Below are 17,876 nucleotides of genomic sequence, written 5' to 3'. Positions count from 1 at the left end.
CAGGCCCTTACGGCCGCGGTGCAGTACGTGAGTATTTCCCTCCAAGCGAAAGACTTTTAGCGGTGACAGACAGTCAGAAATCCGACGAAACAGCAGCAGACCTGACCGAGGTAACGGCCCCCGTGGCTGACCAGGCAGACGCTGTCCAGGCGACCGCCGAACAGGCCACGGTTGACGAAACCGCGGCCGAAGCGGACGTGGATCCAGAGGGCGTGGCCGTCCAGGCCGAAGATGCCGAGGCCCCGGTGGCCCTGGCGGAACGTGCCGAGGTCCCGGCCGCACCGGTTGAAGAGAGTGCGGCCGGTGACGAGAGCGCGGCTGACGAAGCCCCGGCTCCGGCACCGGTGCCTGTTCCGGCAGCTCGACCCGCCCCGTCACCGGCAGCCTTCGCCGCCCGGCCCAAGCCGGCGGCAGCCGCACCTGTGGCAGCACCAGCTCCGGTCGCCTCCGCGACCTCGCTGGCGGAAGCCGCAAAGTGGGGCCGTGTCGAGGGTGACGGCCACGTATTCCTGACGATCGACGGCGACGAGCACCCGGTGGGCCAGTACCCCGGCGTCAGCAATGACGAAGCCCTTGCCTACTTCGCGAGGAAGCATGACGACATTGTTGCGCAGGTCCTGCTCCTGGAGCAGCGCATCAGCTCCAGGGCGCCCAGCACCGATATGCAGAAGACCGTCACGCACCTGCGCGAGCAGCTGGCGGAGCGGAACATGGTGGGAGACCTCCGTTCCACAGAAGCACGGCTCGACGCTGTTTCCGTGCAGATCGCAGAACTCGAAAAGGCAGAGAAGGCAGAACACGACGCCGTTCGCTCCGCCGAGCTCGCGGCCCGCGAGGCCATCGTGGCCGAAGCCGAAGAGATCTCGGGGCAGGATCCCGCACAGATCCAATGGAAGACCTCCAGCGCCCGGATGAACGATCTTTTTGAAAGCTGGAAGACAGCCCAGAAGGGCGGCATCCGGCTTGGCCGCAGCAACGAGGACGCCTTGTGGAAGCGGTTCCGTGCCGCCCGCACCGTCTTCGACCGTCACCGCCGCGCCTACTTCTCCCAGCTGGACAGCACCAACTCGGCCGCAAAATCGGCCAAGGAGAAGCTCATCACCGAAGCCGAGGCCCTGTCCTCGTCCACCGACTGGGGCTTTGCCGCCGGCGAATACCGCCGGCTCATGGATGAATGGAAGGCCTCACCGCGCGCCAGCCGCAAGGACGACGACGCCCTCTGGGCCCGTTTCCGTGCCGCCCAGGATGTGTTCTTCACGCACCGGCAGGCAGCCAACGAGGAGATCGACCAGGAATACGCTGCCAACCTCACGGTGAAGGAATCGCTCCTCGTCGAGGCGAACACCATCCTGCCGGTCAAGGACCTGGCCGCGGCCAAGAAGGCGCTCCAGTCTGTCCGGGACCGCTGGGAAGAAGCCGGCAAGGTGCCCCGCGCCGACATGGGCCGCATCGAAGCCGGCCTCCGCAAGGTGGAGGACGCTGTCCGCAACGCCGAAGAGGAAAACTGGCAGCGCTCCAACCCCGAGACGAAGGCCCGTACCAACAGCGCCCTGTCGCAGCTGGAAGCAGCCATTTCCGGCCTGCAGGACGATCTCGCCAAGGCCGAAAAAGCCGGCGACCAGCGCAAGATCAAGGGGGCCCGCGAAGCCCTCGAGGCGAGGCAGGCATGGTTGGACCAGATCCAGCGCTCGGCCAGCGAGCTTTCCTAGTCAGTAGTTTGTAGGACGCCTTTCGTCAGGCGCCTGTCGCAGGACGCATGGGCCCGGTCCCGGTTATCCACATAACCGGGGCCGGGCCTGTGCGCGTTAAGGGAAGACGCGGCAGGATGGGGGGATGGCCACCTCCCCACCACCCCAATACCCGGACCTGTATTCGCCGGGCAAGCCTTTCGCGTGGCCCGAACTCCAGTCGCTGGCAGCGGACGGTGTCCTGGCGCAGTTCCACCAGCGCGGCTTCACGTTGCCGGATGCTCCCGCGTCACCCCAGGTGCGGGCCAGAACGGTGGCCAACGCGGTTCCGGCGGCCGTCAGGCAACGCGTGGTGGCCGGGCGGATGACGGCGGCCTGGATCTACGGCTGTGCGGCTGAACCGGACCGGTTGGCCTTGCTTGTGGATGCGAAGCGGCGGATTTCGAGCCTCCGCAACACAAGGGGCTGCACGCTCCATGAAGTCCGGCTTGGGCCGTTCGACGTTGTCAGCATGGGCGGGCTGATGGTGTCGAGTCCACTGCGCACCGCCGTCGACATCGCCCTGCATGTCGACGCCCACCGGGCCTTGCCGGCGCTAGCGGGGTTGCTGGCCCGCCCGGAGCGGGACGTGCGGCTGCGCCTGCTGATCCTGGCCATTGAGGCCAGCCCGCGGGTCCCCCACAAACGGGCTGCACTGGAAAAACTGGCCCTGCTAGCTCCGGCGCTTGTTACCGGTGGTCCGGTAGACGTCGAACACGCCGTCGATGCGCCGCACGGCACTGAGAACGTGGCTGAGGTACTTGGGGTCGCCCATCTCGAAGGCGAACCTGGAGATGGCCACCCTGTCGGTGGAGGTGTTCACGCTTGCCGCCAGAATGTTGACGTGGTTCTCGGACAGGACACGCGTGACGTCGGAGAGCAGGGACTTCCGGTCCAGCGCCTCAACCTGGATCTCCACCAGGAAAACACTTGACTGGGTGGGTGCCCAGTCCACCTCGACAATCCTGTCGGGTTGGTCCCGGAGATCCGAAATGTTGGTGCAGTCCGTGCGGTGCACCGAAACCCCGGAGCCGCGGGTGACAAAACCGAGAATCGGATCCGGCGGAACGGGCGTGCAACAGCGCGCGAGCTTCACCCAGACATCGCCAACGCCGCGCACCACCACGCCGGAATCGGAGAACTTGGTTTTGGCCACCTGCGTGGGGATGCTGACTTCAGTGATGTCGTCGTCAGTGCTCTCGTTGCCGCCCAGGCTTTCAACGAGTTTCTCCATGACCGACTGCGCTGACGTATGACCGTCGCCCACGCCGGCGTAGAGGCCCGAGATGTCAAGGTACTTGAACTCTGCGGCTACCGCCGCGAGGGCCTCGTGCGTCATCAGGCGCTGCAGGGGCAGGTTCTGTTTGCGCATCGCCCGGGTCAGGAGTTCCTTGCCACGGTCGATTGCCTCTTCGCGGCGTTCCTTGCTGAACCACTGGCGGATCTTGTTCCGCGCACGCGCGCTCTTGACGAAATGCTGCCAGTCCTGGCTGGGGCCGGCGCCTTCCGCCTTCGAGGTGAAGATCTCCACCCAGTCGCCGTGGTTCAGCTCGCTGTTGAGCGGGACCAGCTTGCCGTTGACCCGTGCGCCGATGGTGCGGTGCCCCACCTCGGTGTGGACGGCGTACGCAAAATCCACCGGAGTCGATCCGGCGGGCAGTGCCATGACCTCACCCTTGGGGGTAAAGACAAAGACTTCGCGGGCGTTGATCTCAAACCGCAGCGAGTCCAGGAATTCTCCGGGATCGGACGTTTCCTGCTGCCAGTCCACCAGGGACCTCAGCCAGCCCATGTCACCGTCGCGGGGGCTGCCCGGCCCGACAGCCGTACGGCTGGGCTGATCCTTGTACTTCCAGTGGGCGGCGACACCGTACTCAGCACGGCGGTGCATTTCGTGGGTCCTGATCTGGATCTCCACGGGCTTGCCACCGGGTCCGATCACCGTGGTGTGCAGCGACTGGTACATATTGAACTTGGGCATGGCGATGTAGTCTTTGAACCGCCCCGGCAGCGGGTTCCAGCGCGAATGCATGGTGCCTAGGGCGGCGTAACAGTCCCGGACCGAATCGACGAGTACACGGACGCCCATGAGGTCGTTGATGTCGTCGAAATCCTTGTCCCGGACGATCATCTTCTGGTAGATCGAGTAATAGTGCTTCGGCCTGCCGGTAATGGTGGCCTTGATCCGGGCAGTACGGAGATCCTCAGTGATCTGGTCCCGGATGACGCCGAGGCTTTTCTCCCGTTCCGGGGTGCGGTCGCCCACCATGCGGACGATTTCCTCATAGACTTTTGGATACAGGGCCGCGAAGGACAGGTCCTCCAACTCCCATTTGATGGTGTTCATGCCCAGGCGGTGGGCCAGGGGCGCGAATATTTCCAGGGTTTCGCGGGCTTTTCGGGCCGATGACTCCGCGGAGACAAACCGCCAGGTCCGGGCGTTGTGGAGCCTGTCCGCGAGCTTGATCATCAGGACCCGGATGTCCTTGGCCATGGCCACAACCATCTTGCGGACGGTCTCTGACTGCGCGGCTTCACCAAAGCTGACTTTGTCCAGCTTGGTGACGCCGTCTACCAGCATGGCAACCTCTGGACCGAAGTCCCTTTTGAGGTCCGCCAGTGTGTAAGGGGTATCCTCGACCGTGTCGTGCAGCAGTGCCGCGGCGAGTGTGGTTCCGCTGAGGCCCAGCTCAGCGAGGATGGTTGCTACGGCCACGGGGTGGGTGATGTAGGGATCACCGCTCTTGCGCTTCTGCCCACGGTGGCTCTGCTCAGCCACCTCGAAGGCGCGCTGGATGAGATCAAAATCTTCTTTTGGGTTGTTCGCACGGACGGTACGCAGCAGCGGCTCAAGAATGGGCGAATAGGTTGCCGTGCCGCGGCCGGTCAGCCGGGCCAGGCGGGAGCGGGTTCGTTCGCGGCGTCCGGGAAATGTAGGGCGGGCGCCCGATTTGTCCACGGGAACAACTGGCGCCGGGCGTGCGGAAGCGGTCAGTCCGGTCTGAACCCCGTGTCCCGGACTGTTATCCCCGCCTGCCGTTGGCACCGACGCCGAACGTTCTTCCAATGAAGCACCCCTCACGACTGTTTAATTACCCCAGTCTATTCCCCCGCCAGTTCACTTATGTAACCGGCGCCTAAATGCGAAACGGACCGGGCGACGTCGGTATTCCGACACCGCCCGGCCCGCTTTGATGCAAAAGGTCAGGCCTCTGCGGGCTCAGCCGATTCTTCGGTCCGGGCGTTGTTGGCGGACCTGCGGTGTTCGACGCGTTTCGCCTGCTTCACAAGGTCAGGTTCTTTCTGGCGCAGCCAGGCATACATCGGGGCAGCGATGAATATGGTGGCCGCCGTACCGATCAGAATTCCGACGAACAGTGCCAGCGACAGGTCGCGCAGCGTGCCTGCCCCCAGGAGGCCGGCCCCGATGAACAGGATGGCACCGACCGGGAGGATGGCCACCATCATGGTGTTGATGGAACGCACCAGGGTCTGGTTGACGGCGAGGTTGACTTCCTCACCGAAAGTACGGCGCGTGGACGCATCGAGATCCGCGGTGTTCTCACGGATCTTGTCGAAGACCACCACCGTGTCATAGAGGGAGTAGCTGAGCACCGTCAGGAACCCAATGATGGCTGAGGGCGTCACCTCGAAGTCACTGAGGGCATACACGCCGGCGGTGATCATCATCGTCACCAGCATTCCAGCCATTGCAGACAGTGACATCTTCCAGGTCCGGAAGTACAGCGCCATCAGCACCGCGGCCAGGGCCACGAAGACGATCAGGCCAATCAGGGCCTGCTTGGTGACATCCGCGCCCCAGGTGGGTCCAATAAAGGTTGACGTCACCTCGTTGTTAGTGACGCCGTAGGCCGAGGTGAGGCCTTCCTTGATCCGGAGGGTCTCGTCATCCGTGAGCTTGTCCGTCTGGATCCGCATGGTGGTACCGGCGACATTGGCCACACGCGGAACGCTGCCGGCCACAACGTCTTCGACAACCTTTTCACCAAGGGCCGAGTCGGTGCTTTGCACGTTGGACACGGTGAACTCCGAACCGCCGCGGAATTCGATGCCAAGGTTGAAGCCACCCTTGGCAACCGGAATGAGGATGGACAGCGCCACTGCCACCGCGGCGATGATGAACCACAGTTTCTTGGCACCGACGAAGTTGTAGGAGCGCTTCCCGGTGTAGAGCTCGTTGCCGAAATTGGCGAAGCTGCTGGACATTACTTGTTCTCCTTGGCTGCGCTCTTGGAGGAGCCGGTGAGCTGCTCCTGCTTTTCCGCGAGGCGGCGTTCTGCGATGGTCATGCGTCGTTCAGCCTCGGCCGCCGCGCCGGTGTTCTTGGCGCGGACCACGGACGGCTTGGCCTCCGGCGTTCGCAGGCGCCCTGCACCACGGTAGAGCGGCACAACGCCCAGCCGCTTGGGGTCCAGGCCGGAGAGCGGGTGGCCCTCCCCGAAGAACTTGGTGCGCGCCAGGAGCCGCAGCGTCGGGTGCGTGAACATAAAGACCACTATGAGGTCGGCAATGGCTGTCAGACCCAGCGTGAAAGCGAACCCGCGGACGTTGCCGACGGCCACAAAGTAAAGCACCAACGCGGCCAGCAGGTTCACGGCCTTGGAGGCCAGGACAGTGCGCTTGGCCCGCTTCCAGCCGTTCTCCACCGCGGAGACCAATCCACGGCCTTCGCGGAGTTCATCGCGAATGCGTTCAAAGTAGACGATGAACGAGTCAGCGGTCTGGCCGATGGCGACGATGAGGCCGGCCACGCCGGCCAGGGAAAGCCGGTAGTTTTCGGTCCAGCCCAGGAGTGCGATGGCCAGATAAGTCAGGGCGCCGGCCACCACCAGCGATGCAATGGTCACCAGGCCCAAGGCCCGGTACTGGAAGAGTGAGTAGACCACCACCAGGAGCAAACCGATGATGCCTGCAAGGAGGCCCATGCGGAGCTGTTCGCCACCCAAGGTGGCGGAGATCTGCTGGTCGCTCTGGATCTCGAAGCTGATGGGCAGTGCACCAAAGCGAAGCTGGTCGGAAAGGACCTTGGCGGTCTGTTCGGTGAAGCCGCCGGTGATCTGCGGACGTCCGTCTGTGATGACCGCCAAGGAGCGCGGCGCGGAAATGACCTGGTCGTCGAGAACGATGGCGAACTGAGCCTTGGGGTCGTTGCCGGTCTCGCCGCCGGCTGCCACGTAGAACTGGTTCAGGCGTTCGGTGACCGACTTGAACTTGGCGGTGCCTTCGTCGTCGAACTGGATGTTGACGGCCCAGTCGTTGGTCACAGCGCCCTGCGCACCCTGCTGCAGCTGGAAGGAGGACGTGACAATGTTGCCGCCCTTGACCTCCACCGGACCCAGGATGTACTTGATGGCCGGCGTGGTCTCCGTTGCCGGTTCACAGGTAACCAGGGGTTTTGTCGGATCGGAGGCCTCCGGGCTCTCCGGCGCAGGATTGTTGCAGTCCATGGTTTCGAACTGCCGGTAGATGTCCGCGGTGATCCAGTTGATATCGCTGCCGTTGGCGGGCTCCGCCGTGGGCTTCGGAAGCTGGTCTTCGGGGGTGAGGGATTCCGTGGGAACGGGCGCGCCGTCGCCGTTCAGCAATACGGGACGGAAGTTCATGTCCGCGGAGGCCTGGATCAGGTCGCGGGTTTCCTTCGTGGGTGTACCCGGAAGGCTGACCACTACGTTGCGGCCGGACTGCGTGCTGATTTCCGCTTCGGCAACACCTGAACCATCCACACGTTGGCGGATGATGGCTACGGCCTGGTTGAGCTGCTCTTCATTGATGTCCGAACCGCCCTCAACCTTGGGCGCCAGGATCATCTGGGTGCCACCCTCGAGGTCCAGTGCCAGCTTGGGTGCCCAGCTTGCCTGTCCGGCGAGGTTGCCGCCGGCCAGGACGGCGGTCAGCACGGCGAGGACTACGCCGAGCCACACCAGTACCCTCAGGCCTGAGTTGTTAGGGCCAGTTCGTGCCATTGTCGATCTTTCTCTTATTTACGGAGGAACCACCGGCGGGAGCTATCTGTCCCACCGGCGGTTGTCCCCAGCCGTAGAGGTGTTGTAACGCGGGCTGCCGTACGGCGCGGACTAGTTGTCCTTCTTGCCTTCGTCGTTGAGGCGCTTCAGGGTCTCGTCCGGGGTTTCGGCGGATGCTGCCGGGGTGCCTGCTTCTTCAGTGGTGAGTGAGGAGGCGTCATCCGGGACGGCCGGAGTCTCGGCTTCGACGGGCGGCTCCACGATCTTGGTCACTGACTGGCGGTGGACGGTGGCCAGGTTCCCGGGGGAGAGTTCCAGGACAACCTTGTTCTCGGCGTCGTCCATGGAGACAATCCGACCAAAGAGTCCGAAGCTCGTCATAACCTCAACACCGGGCTCGAACTGGGACTGCAGCGTTGCCTGCTGCTCCTTGGTCTTCTTGTTGCGGCGGAACATCATGAAGATAAAGATTCCGAGCATTGCGAACAAGACGATGTTCATTGGATCCACAGGGAAGATTCCGTTCTGTACTGGCGTATCGGGTGTTTGGCAGCGTCCGCGTCGTTCCCCGTTGCAGAGAATCCTGCCTGGCAGGCAGCGGCTCCTCGGAGCCGTCGCGGGAACACAGACCCGAACGTGCCGGGTGTCATACCAGTCTAAAGGGAAAAGCTGGGAGGACAGTGCTATTGACCGTTCGGTGCCCATTCGGCCGCGGACTCGGCGCTGTCCGGGTCCGGTTCGAACAGATCAAGCGGCTCCTGCCCGAAAACTCCGGCCGGTACGGCGAAGCCCAGGTGGGTCCAGGCCGGAGCCATGGCGATGCGTCCCCTGGGCGTCCGGCCCAGCAGGCCTTCGCGCACCAGGAACGGTTCCGCCACCGTTTCCACGGTCTCGGTCTCCTCCCCCACCGCAATGGCCAGGGTGGAAAGTCCCACGGGTCCCCCGCCGAACTTCGTAATGAGGGCCTCCAGGACTGCCCGGTCCAGCCGGTCCAGGCCTCGCTTGTCCACTTCATACATGTCCAGGGCAGCGGAAGCGGCGCGGGCATCAATCTGCTCAATCCCATGCACGAGTGCCCAGTCCCGGACCCGGCGGAGCAGGCGGTTGGCAATACGCGGCGTACCGCGGGACCGGCCGGCAATTTCGCTGAATCCCGCGGAGTTGACCTTGAGGTCCAGCAGGCCGGCGGAGCGCCTGAGCACCAGTTCCAGCTCGGCCACGCTGTAGAACTCCAGATGCCCGGTGAACCCGAACCTGTCCCGGAGCGGTCCTGGCAGCAGACCGGCGCGCGTGGTGGCACCCACCAGGGTGAAGGGCGGGAGTTCCAACGGAATGGCGGTGGCCCCGGCGCCCTTGCCCACCACAATGTCCACCCGGAAATCTTCCATGGCCATGTAGAGCATTTCCTCTGCCGGCCTGGACATCCGGTGGATCTCGTCCAGGAACAGGACCTCCCCTTCGGAAAGGGAGGAAAGGATGGCGGCGAGGTCGCCGGCGTGCTGGATGGCCGGACCGCTGCTGATCCGCAGTGGCGCGTTCATTTCAGCGGCCACGATCATGGCCAGGGTCGTTTTGCCGAGGCCTGGAGGGCCGGAAAACAGTACGTGGTCCGCGCTGCGTCCCCGCATCCGGGAGGCCTGCAGGACCAGGGAGAGTTGCCGGCGTACCCGGTGCTGGCCCACGAAGTCATCCAGGTTCTTCGGCCGGAGGGCGGCTTCGATCACCCGTTCCTCGGGTTCCTCCCCCGCCGCCACCACCGAAGGCTCAGCCACGGCTGCCTACGCGGTTACCGGCCCGCGCACCATCCTGGCCCAGCCAGCGCAGCGTGGTCCGCAGGATCTCGGCCACATTGCCACGGAATTCCACCTCGGGATCGTCTGCAAGGGCCTTCTCGATGCTGGCACCGGCATCCTTTTCCGACCACCCGAGGCTGGTCATGGCCGCCACCACCTGGGGCTTCCAGGCCGCTTCGGCCGGAGTGGACACGCCGGCGGCACCTGCCGTTCCGTGGGGCACCAGCTTGCCGGCCAGTTCCAGCACAATCCGGCCGGCCACCTTGGGGCCGATGCCGGGCACCGTGGTGAACGTCTTGCTGTCACTCGTGTGCGCGGCAACCCTGATCGCTTCAGGCTCGTGCACGGCGAGCACCGCCAGCGCGAGCCGCGGACCTACGCCGCTGACGCTGAGCAGGACATCGAAGACCTCGCGTTCGTCGTCGGTGGCAAAACCGAACAGGGTGAGGGAATCCTCGCGCACGATCAGCGACGTGAAGAGCTTGCCTTCCTCGCCGGTTCGGAGGCGGCTGAGGGTCTGCGGCGTGGCGTTGACGCTCATGCCCGCCCCGTTGAGGTCGATCACGGCGGCGGAAAGGCCAACGTGCGCTACGGTTCCGCGAAGGAAACTGATCAAAGCCGGGCTCCTGGTGTACTGCCGGGCTCTTGGGGGTAGGACCGGCTATCCGAACATATCTACGAATACCCTAGCAAGCGCCCCGGACATTCAGCGTGCGCGGCGCGCTTTCGCCTCGGCATCGGCCCACGCGCGCTGGGCCGGCGTCAGCGACAGGCTGCCGGGGCCGGTGGTGGCCACCGCGGCTCCGCTGCCGGCTCGCCAGGCATGCGTGATGGCAAGGGCCAGGGCATCTGCAGCGTCCGCCGGCCGCGGCGGCGCGTCCAGCCTGAGGATTTTTGTGACGAGTTTGGTCACGGCTTCCTTGTTGGAGGTACCGCTGCCGGTCACCGCTGCTTTCACTTCCGACGGCGTATGCAGAGCCACCGGGATCCCGCGCCGGGCGGCGGCGGCAATCACCACACCGGAGGCCTGCGCCACGCCCATCACCGTACTGACGTTGAGCTGGGAAAAAACGCGTTCGACGGCGAGCACCTGGGGTTCATAGCGGTCCAGCCACTCGTCGATGGCCAAGGCAATAACCAGCAGGCGCTGGTCCAGGGTCTCCTCGGGAGAGGTACCCACCACTCCGACTGCCACCATTGTGGCGCGCCTGTTCCGCTCGACGTCGACCACGCCGATGCCGCACCGGGTGAGGCCCGGGTCAACGCCTAATACGCGAAGGGTCACCCTGGGACATCCGCCTTAGGCCACAAAGCGGAAAGTCACTCAGCTTCCAGGGCGGCCTGGACTTCGTCGCTGAGGTCGGCGTTGCTGTAAACGTTCTGGACGTCGTCGAGCTCTTCCAGGGCGTCCACGAGCTTCATGAACTTCTTGGCGGCATCGAGGTCCAGCGGCACCTGCATGGACGGCACAAACTCGGCCTCGTCGGTCTCGTACTCGATTCCGGCTTCCTTGAGGGCATCGCGGATGGCCTGGAGGTCGGTCGGTTCGGAGTGGATCTCGAAGCTTTCCCCGTTGTCCTTGACTTCCTCGGCTCCGGCGTCGAGGACGGCCATCAGGACGTCGTCCTCGCTCAGGCCGTTCTTCGGCAGCGAGACAACGCCCTTGCGGCTGAACAGGTAGCTGACCGAACCGGGATCGGCGATGGTGCCGCCGTTGCGGGAGATGGCCAGGCGGACCTCGGAGGCGGCGCGGTTCTTGTTGTCCGTGAGGCACTCGATCAGCAGCGCCGAACCCTGCGGTCCGCGGCATTCGTACATAATCTCGGTGTAGTCAACCACTTCGCCGGTGAGGCCGGCACCACGCTTGATGGCACGGTCGATGTTGTCGGCCGGAACGGAGGTCTTCTTGGCCTTGGTGACGGCGAGTTCCAGGCCCGGGTTGCCGGCGAGGTCCGGTCCGCCCATACGCGCGGCGACTTCGATGTTCTTGATCAGTTTGGCGAACGATTTTGCACGCCGGCTATCGAGGATGGCCTTCTTGTGCTTGGTAGTCGCCCATTTGGAGTGTCCTGACATGCTTTACGCGTCTCCTCTGATCATGCGGATAAAAAGTTCATGTACGCGTTTCTCCCCAGTCACTTCCGGGTGGAAGGAGGTGGCCAGCAGGTGGCCGGAACGCACTGCAACAATTCTAGCTGTCCCCGGCAGAGTCGCCGCGTGGGACGCGTGCTCAGGGTCTGCGGGCTCCACCTGGGCCAGTATCTCCACGCCGTCGCCGACGCGTTCCACCCAGGGGCCGCGGATGAACACGGCGTGTACTGGAGCCACACCGGATTCCGTGGCGCTGAAGTCCAGGCCCTTGAAATCCAGGTCCGTTTCGAACGACTCGCGCTGCCGGCCGAAGGCGTTGCGACGCACCGTGATGTCCAGGCCACCGAAGGTCTGCTGCGGGTGGCCGGCCAGGTCTGTGGCGGGATCGGCGATCTCGTCGGCGAGGAGGATCATGCCGGCACATGAACCGTAGACCGGCAGTCCGTCGCGGATCCGGTCCTTCAACGGTCCGGCCATCTCAAAGGCGCGGGCCAGCTTGTCGATGGCCGTGGATTCTCCGCCGGGAATGATGAGGCCGTCCAGGCCGTCCAGTTCGGAGGGGCGGCGGATTCCGACGCCGGCGGCACCCGCGGCTTCCACGGCCCGGAGGTGTTCGCGGAAGTCGCCCTGAAGCGCCAGGACGCCGATCCGGAGGCCCGAGCCCACGCGTGCAGAAGCAGCCGAAAGGGGGTTTGTCATCCAATCAGCATAATGTGCGCTGGTCCCGGGGCGGCGCCGGAAGCGCTTCCGGGAAGGGTTCTATGCCGTTGCTGGGATATATTACAGAGCATGCTTTACATCAGTGTTCCGCTCGGCAAGCTGGTCCGCCGGGTGTCCCGGCTCAGGGGCGGAGGGTCCGCGCTGCCCGGGCTGGTGGTCGAAAAAATCGATCCCGGCTTTATGCAGCGGACGCTCTCCACGCTCCCCCACGGCGTCGCCGTGGTGAGCGGAACCAACGGCAAAACCACCACCACCAAGATGGTGGTGGAACTCCTGGAAAGCCAGGGCCTGAAGGTCTTCACCAACCGCACCGGCAGCAATTTCACCCGCGGCGTGGCGGCCGCCCTGCTGGGCGAAGTGGACTGGCGCGGCAGGCTCAGGGCCGACGTCGCCGTGCTGGAGCTCGACGAAGCCCACGCCACGCATTTTGTGAACCGTGTTCCGCCGCGGTACAGCCTCCTGCTCAACGTCCTGCGTGACCAATTGGACCGGTTCGGGGAGATCGACAAAACGGCCCAGCTGCTGCAGCACATCGCCGACAAAACCACGGGAACAGTGGTCCTCAATCGGGAGGATCCGCGGGTGGCCCGCATCGCGGAAACCCTCACCGGCCAGGACGTCCAGTACTTCGGCCTGGACGATTCGCTCCTTAGCACCTTCCCCAACGACGACGACATGCGGGCAGCGCCCGGCAGCCCCGCCCCCGCAGCGCTCCCCCACAAGCCAGCGGCCGACGTCGTGCTCCGCAAAGTGGGGCCCGACACCGCCGATTTTGAGTACGACGGCGCCACGGTCACCACCGCGATGAAGCTCCGCGGCGTCTACAACATCTTTAACGCGGCTGCGGCGCTGACCCTGGCCCGCAGCATCTGTGGCGGCGGTGCCGCCACAGCCGACCACGCCACCCTGCTCACCGCGCTGTCCCAGGTGGAGCCGGCGTTCGGCCGCGGCGAAAGCCTCACGGTGGACGGCCAGCCCCTGGACCTTGTCCTGGTGAAGAACCCCAGCGGTTTCCGGCTGGGACTGAAGTCCTTCCCCGCGGGCGGTTACGCCACCATGATCGCCATCAACGACAATTACGCCGACGGCCGGGACATGTCCTGGCTCTGGGACGTGGAATTCGATTCGCTCCGCGACGGTGGCGTGGACCAGCTGACAGGTTCCCGCGCCTACGACATGGCGCTGCGGCTGCAGTATGACGACGTCCGGATTGGCGGGGTCCAGCCGGAGATCGCCCCCGCACTCGCCGCGTTCATCCGGGACGCCACGGGCAAACCGAAGCGGATCTTCTGCACCTACACAGCCATGCTGGCCATCCGCCGCGAGCTGTCCAAAATCACCACAGTGGAGGTGGTCTCATGACCGCTGAATCAACCGGCAGCGGGCCGGACGGCGTCGAACAGAATTCCAAGGGAACCATCCGGGTCCTGCAGCTCTACCCGCGGGACATGAATATCTACGGCGACTGGGGCAACGCCCTGGTGCTCAAGCAGCGGATCAGCTGGCACGGCTACACCCCGGAGCTGCTGGAGTACAACGTCGGTGACGAATTTCCCGCCGATGTTGACCTGATTGTCGGGGGCGGCGGCCAGGACAGCGGACAGCTGGTCATCAAGGACGACCTCCAGTCGCAGGCCGGCGTCCTCACGAAGCTGGCCGAGGACGGCGCACCCATGCTGGTGATCTGCGGGCTGTACCAGCTGTTCGGGCGCTTCTTCAAGACCCGGTTAGGCTCGGTCATACCGGGCATCGGTGTCCTGGACGTGGAGACACACGGCACGGACGAGCGCCTGATCGGCAACGTCCGGGTGGCCACCGAAGAGTTCGGCGAGGTGCTGGGATACGAGAACCACAGCGGGCAGACCACGCTGGGTGCGGGCGTCCGGCCGTTGGGGACCACCTCGAAAGGTACCGGCAACAACAGCAGCGACGGTCACGAGGGCGCACGCTACAAGAATGTGGTGGCCAGCTACCTGCACGGTTCGCTGCTGCCCAAGAACCCTGCCATCGCCGACTTCCTCATCAGGACCGCCGCCGAGCGTAAATACGGCACCTTCACGGCCGGCGCACCGGACGACCGCTACGCGGTGCTGGCCCGGGAGCACGCAACGCGCCGTCCGCGCTGAGTAGCGCTGCGCGGACGATTTCCCCGTCGAACTGTCTCAGGGATCCTTGGTGATCAGCAGTTCGTGCGCGCCGGCAGCAGCCGCGCCCATCGAGTCCACCACCGTGGCGGTCCTCACACTGGTAGCGGCGTCGGCCTCGGGAGTTGCACAGACGCCCTGCGGTGCGTCGGTTGCCACCGAGCACCAGCGGTACGGATCGCGGACAATCACCGAGGGGGCCCAGGCCAGGTCCGACGCCGTCCACTTGCCGGCTGCGTCCTGGCTGAACTGTGCCCGCACGAGCAGGCCCTCGTTGTTCACTACGTACCAGGGCGACAGTTCGGTGACTCCGTTGCCCAGGCCGTAGACGATCCAGGTTCCCTTGTAGTTTTCGATGGGCAGCACCGAGTGGGTGTGGTGGCCGTAGATCATGGTGAACTGGCCGCTGTCCACCAGGGCGTGGGCCACCTCCTGCTGCTGGGCGTTGGCTTCACTGGCATACTCGTCGCCGGCGTGCATGGCACCGAGCACGATGTCCGCGCCGAGCGCCCGTGCCTTCACGGCCTTGGCGATCATGGTGGGCGCGTCCAGCATGTCCACCTGCCAGTCGTATTCAGGGTATTGGCCGTTGAGCCCGTAGGTTCCCTGGATGATGGCAATCTTGGCGGCGGTGGTCTGCAGGATCAGGATTCCCTGCGACTCCGTCTGGGTGCGGTAGGAACCGGTGTGCTTCAGCCCCGCCGCATCCAGGGCGTCCAGGGTACGCAGTACTCCGTCCGTGCTTCGGTCGATCGTGTGGTTGCTCGCGGTGGTGCAGGCCTGGTACCCCACCGCCTTAGCGGCTGTGATGATCTGCGGCGGGACGTTGAATGACGGGTACGCGGAGAACGGGCCATCGGGCCCGGCCACGGGCGTTTCCTGGTGGCAGATAGCGAGGTCGCTGGCGTGGATGTACTTTCGTTGGCCTTCGAGGAGCGGGGTGAAGTCCAGCCCTGGTTTGCCTGCTGCGGAGGCATCGTCGCGGGCTTGTTGCCAGAGCTGGGTGTGGACCAGCATGTCGCCGGTCACGACGACGGACGTGCACCGCAGCGTGGGGCAGGCCGGCCCCGCGCCGGGGGTGGGAGTGGGCGTCGGGGTGGGGGTCGCCGTCGGGCTTGGCTGCCTTGTCCCGCCGCCGGTACTCGAAGCTGCACCGGAGGACGGAACAGTCTGTTCGGCGACCAGGCCGCATCCTGCCAGCAACGCCGAGGCCAGGACGCCGGCGGACACCGCAGCAGCGGAACGAACAGCAACAGCGCGCACCGAAGCAGCGCCCAACCTTTTCCCCATAGGCGTCATTGTAGGTCTGGCCGCCGCGCAAATTCGGCAAAGCCGCGCGTTGAGAAGCATGCGCCAGTATGAAAGGTTAGCGTGATGACGAATCCCCTCCTCAGCGCCAGCGCCCTGCCCTATGGGCTGCCGCCTTTTGCCCGGATCAAACCATCCGATTACGCCGATGCCATCGACGCTGGCCTGGCGGAACATCTCCTGGAAATCCAGGCGATCGTGGACAACCCGGCGCCGGCGGACTTCGCGAACACGGCCCTGGCCATGGAGAAGTCCGGCCAACTGCTCCAGCGGGCGGCCGACTCCTTCTTTACCCTTGCCTCAGCCGACGCCTCAGAAGAAATCCGTGACCTGGAAACCGAACTCTCACCCCGCATTTCGGCGCATCAGGACGAGATCTACCTCAATCGGGCACTGTTCGACAGGTTCGCGGCGATTGACACCTCCGGGCATGACGGTGAGTCCGTCCGGCTCGTGGAGGAGTACGTGAAGGAGTTCCGCCAGTCCGGGATCCAGCTCGAAAAGCCGGGCCAGGAACGGCTGAAGGAAATCAACGCGGAGCTGTCCAGTCTGGGCACGGAGTTTGGACAGCGGGTCAAGGAAGCCATGAAATCGGCTGCCTTGCTGCTGGACACAGCAGCCGAACTGGCCGGCTTGCCGGCAGATGATGTCGCCAGCGCCGCTGAGGCGGCCCGCGCCGTTGGCCACGACGGAAAATTCCTGCTGACGCTGATCCAGCCCAGCAACCAACCTGCCCTGGCTGCCCTCGAAAACCGGGACGTCCGCCGTCGGCTGTTTGAAGCTTCCATCGGCCGGGGCAGTGACGGCGGCAGCCTGGACGTCCTGGAACTGGCCAGGTCGACGGCACGCCTGCGCGCTGAAAAGGCAGCCCTTCTGGGTTTCGCCAACTATGCCGAACTCGTGGTGGACCGCCAGACAGCCCGCGACTTTGACGCGGTCCAGTCCATGCTGACCAGGCTGGCCCCGGCGGCTGTGCGCAATGCCGACGCCGAGGCTGCGGCCCTGACCGAGGCGGCAGGGCATCCGCTGGAGGCCTGGGACTGGGCGTTTTACTCAGCCAAGGTGCGGCGGGAAAAGTACTCCGTGGACGAGCAGGCACTCCGCCCCTATTTCGAGCTGGAACGCGTCCTCCGGGACGGCGTCTTCTTTGCCGCCACATCCCTCTACGGCATCACGTTCCACGAACGCAAGGACCTCGCAGGCTACCACCCGGACGTCCGCGTCTGGGAAGTCCGGGACCAGGACGGCAGCGGACTGGGATTGTTCCTGGGAGACTACTACACCCGCGAATCCAAGAGGGGCGGCGCCTGGATGAACTCGCTGGTGGACCAGTCGGGCCTGCTGGGCACCCGGCCCGTGGTGATCAACAACCTCAACATCTCCAAGCCGCCGGCAGGCGAGCCCACTCTCCTGACGCTGGACGAGCTGCGCACCACTTTCCACGAGTTCGGACACGCACTCCACGGCTTGTTGTCGAACGTGACGTATCCGCGGTTCGCCGGGACTGCTGTCCCCCGTGACTTTGTGGAATACCCGTCGCAGGTCAACGAGATGTGGATCCTGTGGCCGGAGGTGCTTGCCAGTTATGCCCGGCACCACGCCACCGGCGAACCGCTTCCGCAGCAGGTGGTGGACAAGCTGAACGACTCACGGCTCTGGGGCGAAGGCTTCGGGACCACGGAATACCTCGGTGCTGCGCTGCTGGACCTGGCCTGGCATGTGCTGGACGAAACCGAAATCCCCGACGACGTCCTGGCGTTTGAGGCGAAGTCCCTCGCGGCCGCGGGCGTGGCTCATGCCCTGATCCCGCCGCGTTACCGCACCGGCTATTTCCAGCACATCTTCGCGGGGGCTGGCTATGCGGCCGGCTATTACTCGTACATCTGGAGTGAGGTGCTGGATGCCGAAACCGTGGACTGGTTCACCGAGAACGGCGGCATAACGCGCACCAACGGCGAACGCTTCCGCCAGGAGCTGCTCTCCCGCGGCAACAGCAGGGACCCGCTGGAATCCTTCCGCGCGCTCCGCGGCCGCGACGCCCGGCTGGAACCCCTGCTGAAACGCCGCGGCCTCGACTGACCCTCTCCCTTAAAAGAACGACGGCGGGTG

At 64.9% G+C, this 17,876-nt stretch carries 14 protein-coding genes; 4 read left to right on the top strand and 10 right to left on the bottom strand.

Annotated features, from left to right (window positions below; genetic code table 11):
* Positions 1–62: 62 nt before the first annotated feature.
* Positions 63–1,709 (top strand): DUF349 domain-containing protein, encoded by a 1,647-nt coding sequence (locus MUN23_RS19135; RefSeq protein WP_248760434.1) that lies wholly within the window; start codon positions 63–65, stop codon positions 1,707–1,709.
* Positions 1,710–2,400: 691 nt separating this feature from the next.
* Here MUN23_RS19135 and MUN23_RS19125 read toward each other — a convergent pair.
* The 9 genes from MUN23_RS19125 to pdxT form a co-directional block, all read right to left on the bottom strand.
* Positions 2,401–4,794 (bottom strand): bifunctional (p)ppGpp synthetase/guanosine-3',5'-bis(diphosphate) 3'-pyrophosphohydrolase, encoded by a 2,394-nt coding sequence (locus MUN23_RS19125; RefSeq protein ID WP_305886571.1) that lies wholly within the window; start codon positions 4,792–4,794, stop codon positions 2,401–2,403.
* A gap of 137 nt (positions 4,795–4,931) precedes the next feature.
* Positions 4,932–5,954, bottom strand: a complete 1,023-nt coding sequence (gene secF, locus MUN23_RS19120; protein ID WP_248760431.1) for a protein translocase subunit SecF — start codon at positions 5,952–5,954, stop codon at positions 4,932–4,934.
* On the bottom strand, positions 5,954–7,711 hold the full coding sequence (gene secD, locus MUN23_RS19115; RefSeq protein WP_248760430.1) for a protein translocase subunit SecD: 1,758 nt from the start codon (positions 7,709–7,711) through the stop codon (positions 5,954–5,956). Before secD ends, secF begins: the two co-directional genes overlap by 1 nt.
* A gap of 111 nt (positions 7,712–7,822) precedes the next feature.
* Positions 7,823–8,212, bottom strand: coding sequence for a preprotein translocase subunit YajC (yajC, locus tag MUN23_RS19110; protein WP_056340327.1), 390 nt, complete (start codon positions 8,210–8,212; stop codon positions 7,823–7,825).
* A gap of 182 nt (positions 8,213–8,394) precedes the next feature.
* Positions 8,395–9,483: a Holliday junction branch migration DNA helicase RuvB gene (ruvB, locus tag MUN23_RS19105; RefSeq protein ID WP_248760429.1), complete on the bottom strand. Its 1,089-nt coding sequence runs from the start codon at positions 9,481–9,483 to the stop codon at positions 8,395–8,397.
* The gene (gene ruvA / locus MUN23_RS19100) at positions 9,476–10,120 is read right to left on the bottom strand and encodes a Holliday junction branch migration protein RuvA (RefSeq protein ID WP_141140748.1); all 645 of its coding nucleotides are present in this window, start codon (positions 10,118–10,120) and stop codon (positions 9,476–9,478) included. The genes ruvB and ruvA overlap by 8 nt, the downstream gene beginning before the upstream one ends.
* 90 nt (positions 10,121–10,210) lie before the next feature.
* Positions 10,211–10,789 (bottom strand): crossover junction endodeoxyribonuclease RuvC, encoded by a 579-nt coding sequence (ruvC, locus tag MUN23_RS19095; protein ID WP_056340336.1) that lies wholly within the window; start codon positions 10,787–10,789, stop codon positions 10,211–10,213.
* Between the two features lie 35 nt (positions 10,790–10,824).
* Positions 10,825–11,580 (bottom strand): YebC/PmpR family DNA-binding transcriptional regulator, encoded by a 756-nt coding sequence (locus tag MUN23_RS19090; RefSeq protein WP_058932337.1) that lies wholly within the window; start codon positions 11,578–11,580, stop codon positions 10,825–10,827.
* 3 nt (positions 11,581–11,583) lie between these two features.
* Positions 11,584–12,294, bottom strand: a complete 711-nt coding sequence (gene pdxT, locus MUN23_RS19085) for a pyridoxal 5'-phosphate synthase glutaminase subunit PdxT (protein WP_248760428.1) — start codon at positions 12,292–12,294, stop codon at positions 11,584–11,586.
* Between the two features lie 90 nt (positions 12,295–12,384).
* Here pdxT and MUN23_RS19080 point away from each other — a divergent pair, with 90 nt between their 5' ends.
* Both MUN23_RS19080 and MUN23_RS19075 read left to right on the top strand, forming a co-directional pair.
* Positions 12,385–13,677: a Mur ligase family protein gene (locus MUN23_RS19080; protein WP_248760427.1), complete on the top strand. Its 1,293-nt coding sequence runs from the start codon at positions 12,385–12,387 to the stop codon at positions 13,675–13,677.
* A complete protein-coding gene (locus MUN23_RS19075; RefSeq protein ID WP_248760426.1) occupies positions 13,674–14,441 on the top strand; it encodes a type 1 glutamine amidotransferase in 768 nt (255 codons plus the stop codon). Before MUN23_RS19080 ends, MUN23_RS19075 begins: the two co-directional genes overlap by 4 nt.
* A gap of 36 nt (positions 14,442–14,477) precedes the next feature.
* On the opposite strand, the gene MUN23_RS19070 is transcribed toward MUN23_RS19075, so the two are convergent.
* Positions 14,478–15,749: a CapA family protein gene (locus MUN23_RS19070; protein WP_248760425.1), complete on the bottom strand. Its 1,272-nt coding sequence runs from the start codon at positions 15,747–15,749 to the stop codon at positions 14,478–14,480.
* Between the two features lie 84 nt (positions 15,750–15,833).
* Between MUN23_RS19070 and MUN23_RS19065 the strand changes: the two genes are divergently transcribed.
* Positions 15,834–17,846, top strand: a complete 2,013-nt coding sequence (locus MUN23_RS19065) for a M3 family metallopeptidase (protein WP_248760424.1) — start codon at positions 15,834–15,836, stop codon at positions 17,844–17,846.
* Positions 17,847–17,876 lie beyond the last annotated feature (30 nt).

The organism is Pseudarthrobacter sp. SSS035, assembly GCF_023273875.1.
GTDB lineage: Bacteria > Actinomycetota > Actinomycetes > Actinomycetales > Micrococcaceae > Arthrobacter.
The sequence above is the reverse complement of the archived record's forward strand: the minus strand, read 5'-3'. Positions and strand labels throughout refer to the sequence as shown.

What these genes read in the sequence shown, in the direction of transcription:
- MUN23_RS19070 (WP_248760425.1), bottom strand. Translation starts at nt 15,749, where the DNA reads ATGGGGAAAAGGTTGGGCGCTGCTTCGGTGCGCGCTGTTGCTGTTCGT.
- MUN23_RS19075 (WP_248760426.1), top strand. Translation starts at nt 13,674, where the DNA reads ATGACCGCTGAATCAACCGGCAGCGGGCCGGACGGCGTCGAACAGAAT.
- secF (WP_248760431.1), bottom strand. Translation starts at nt 5,954, where the DNA reads ATGTCCAGCAGCTTCGCCAATTTCGGCAACGAGCTCTACACCGGGAAG.
- secD (WP_248760430.1), bottom strand. Translation starts at nt 7,711, where the DNA reads ATGGCACGAACTGGCCCTAACAACTCAGGCCTGAGGGTACTGGTGTGG.
- MUN23_RS19065 (WP_248760424.1), top strand. Translation starts at nt 15,834, where the DNA reads ATGACGAATCCCCTCCTCAGCGCCAGCGCCCTGCCCTATGGGCTGCCG.
- yajC (WP_056340327.1), bottom strand. Translation starts at nt 8,212, where the DNA reads ATGAACATCGTCTTGTTCGCAATGCTCGGAATCTTTATCTTCATGATG.
- MUN23_RS19080 (WP_248760427.1), top strand. Translation starts at nt 12,385, where the DNA reads ATGCTTTACATCAGTGTTCCGCTCGGCAAGCTGGTCCGCCGGGTGTCC.
- pdxT (WP_248760428.1), bottom strand. Translation starts at nt 12,294, where the DNA reads ATGACAAACCCCCTTTCGGCTGCTTCTGCACGCGTGGGCTCGGGCCTC.
- MUN23_RS19090 (WP_058932337.1), bottom strand. Translation starts at nt 11,580, where the DNA reads ATGTCAGGACACTCCAAATGGGCGACTACCAAGCACAAGAAGGCCATC.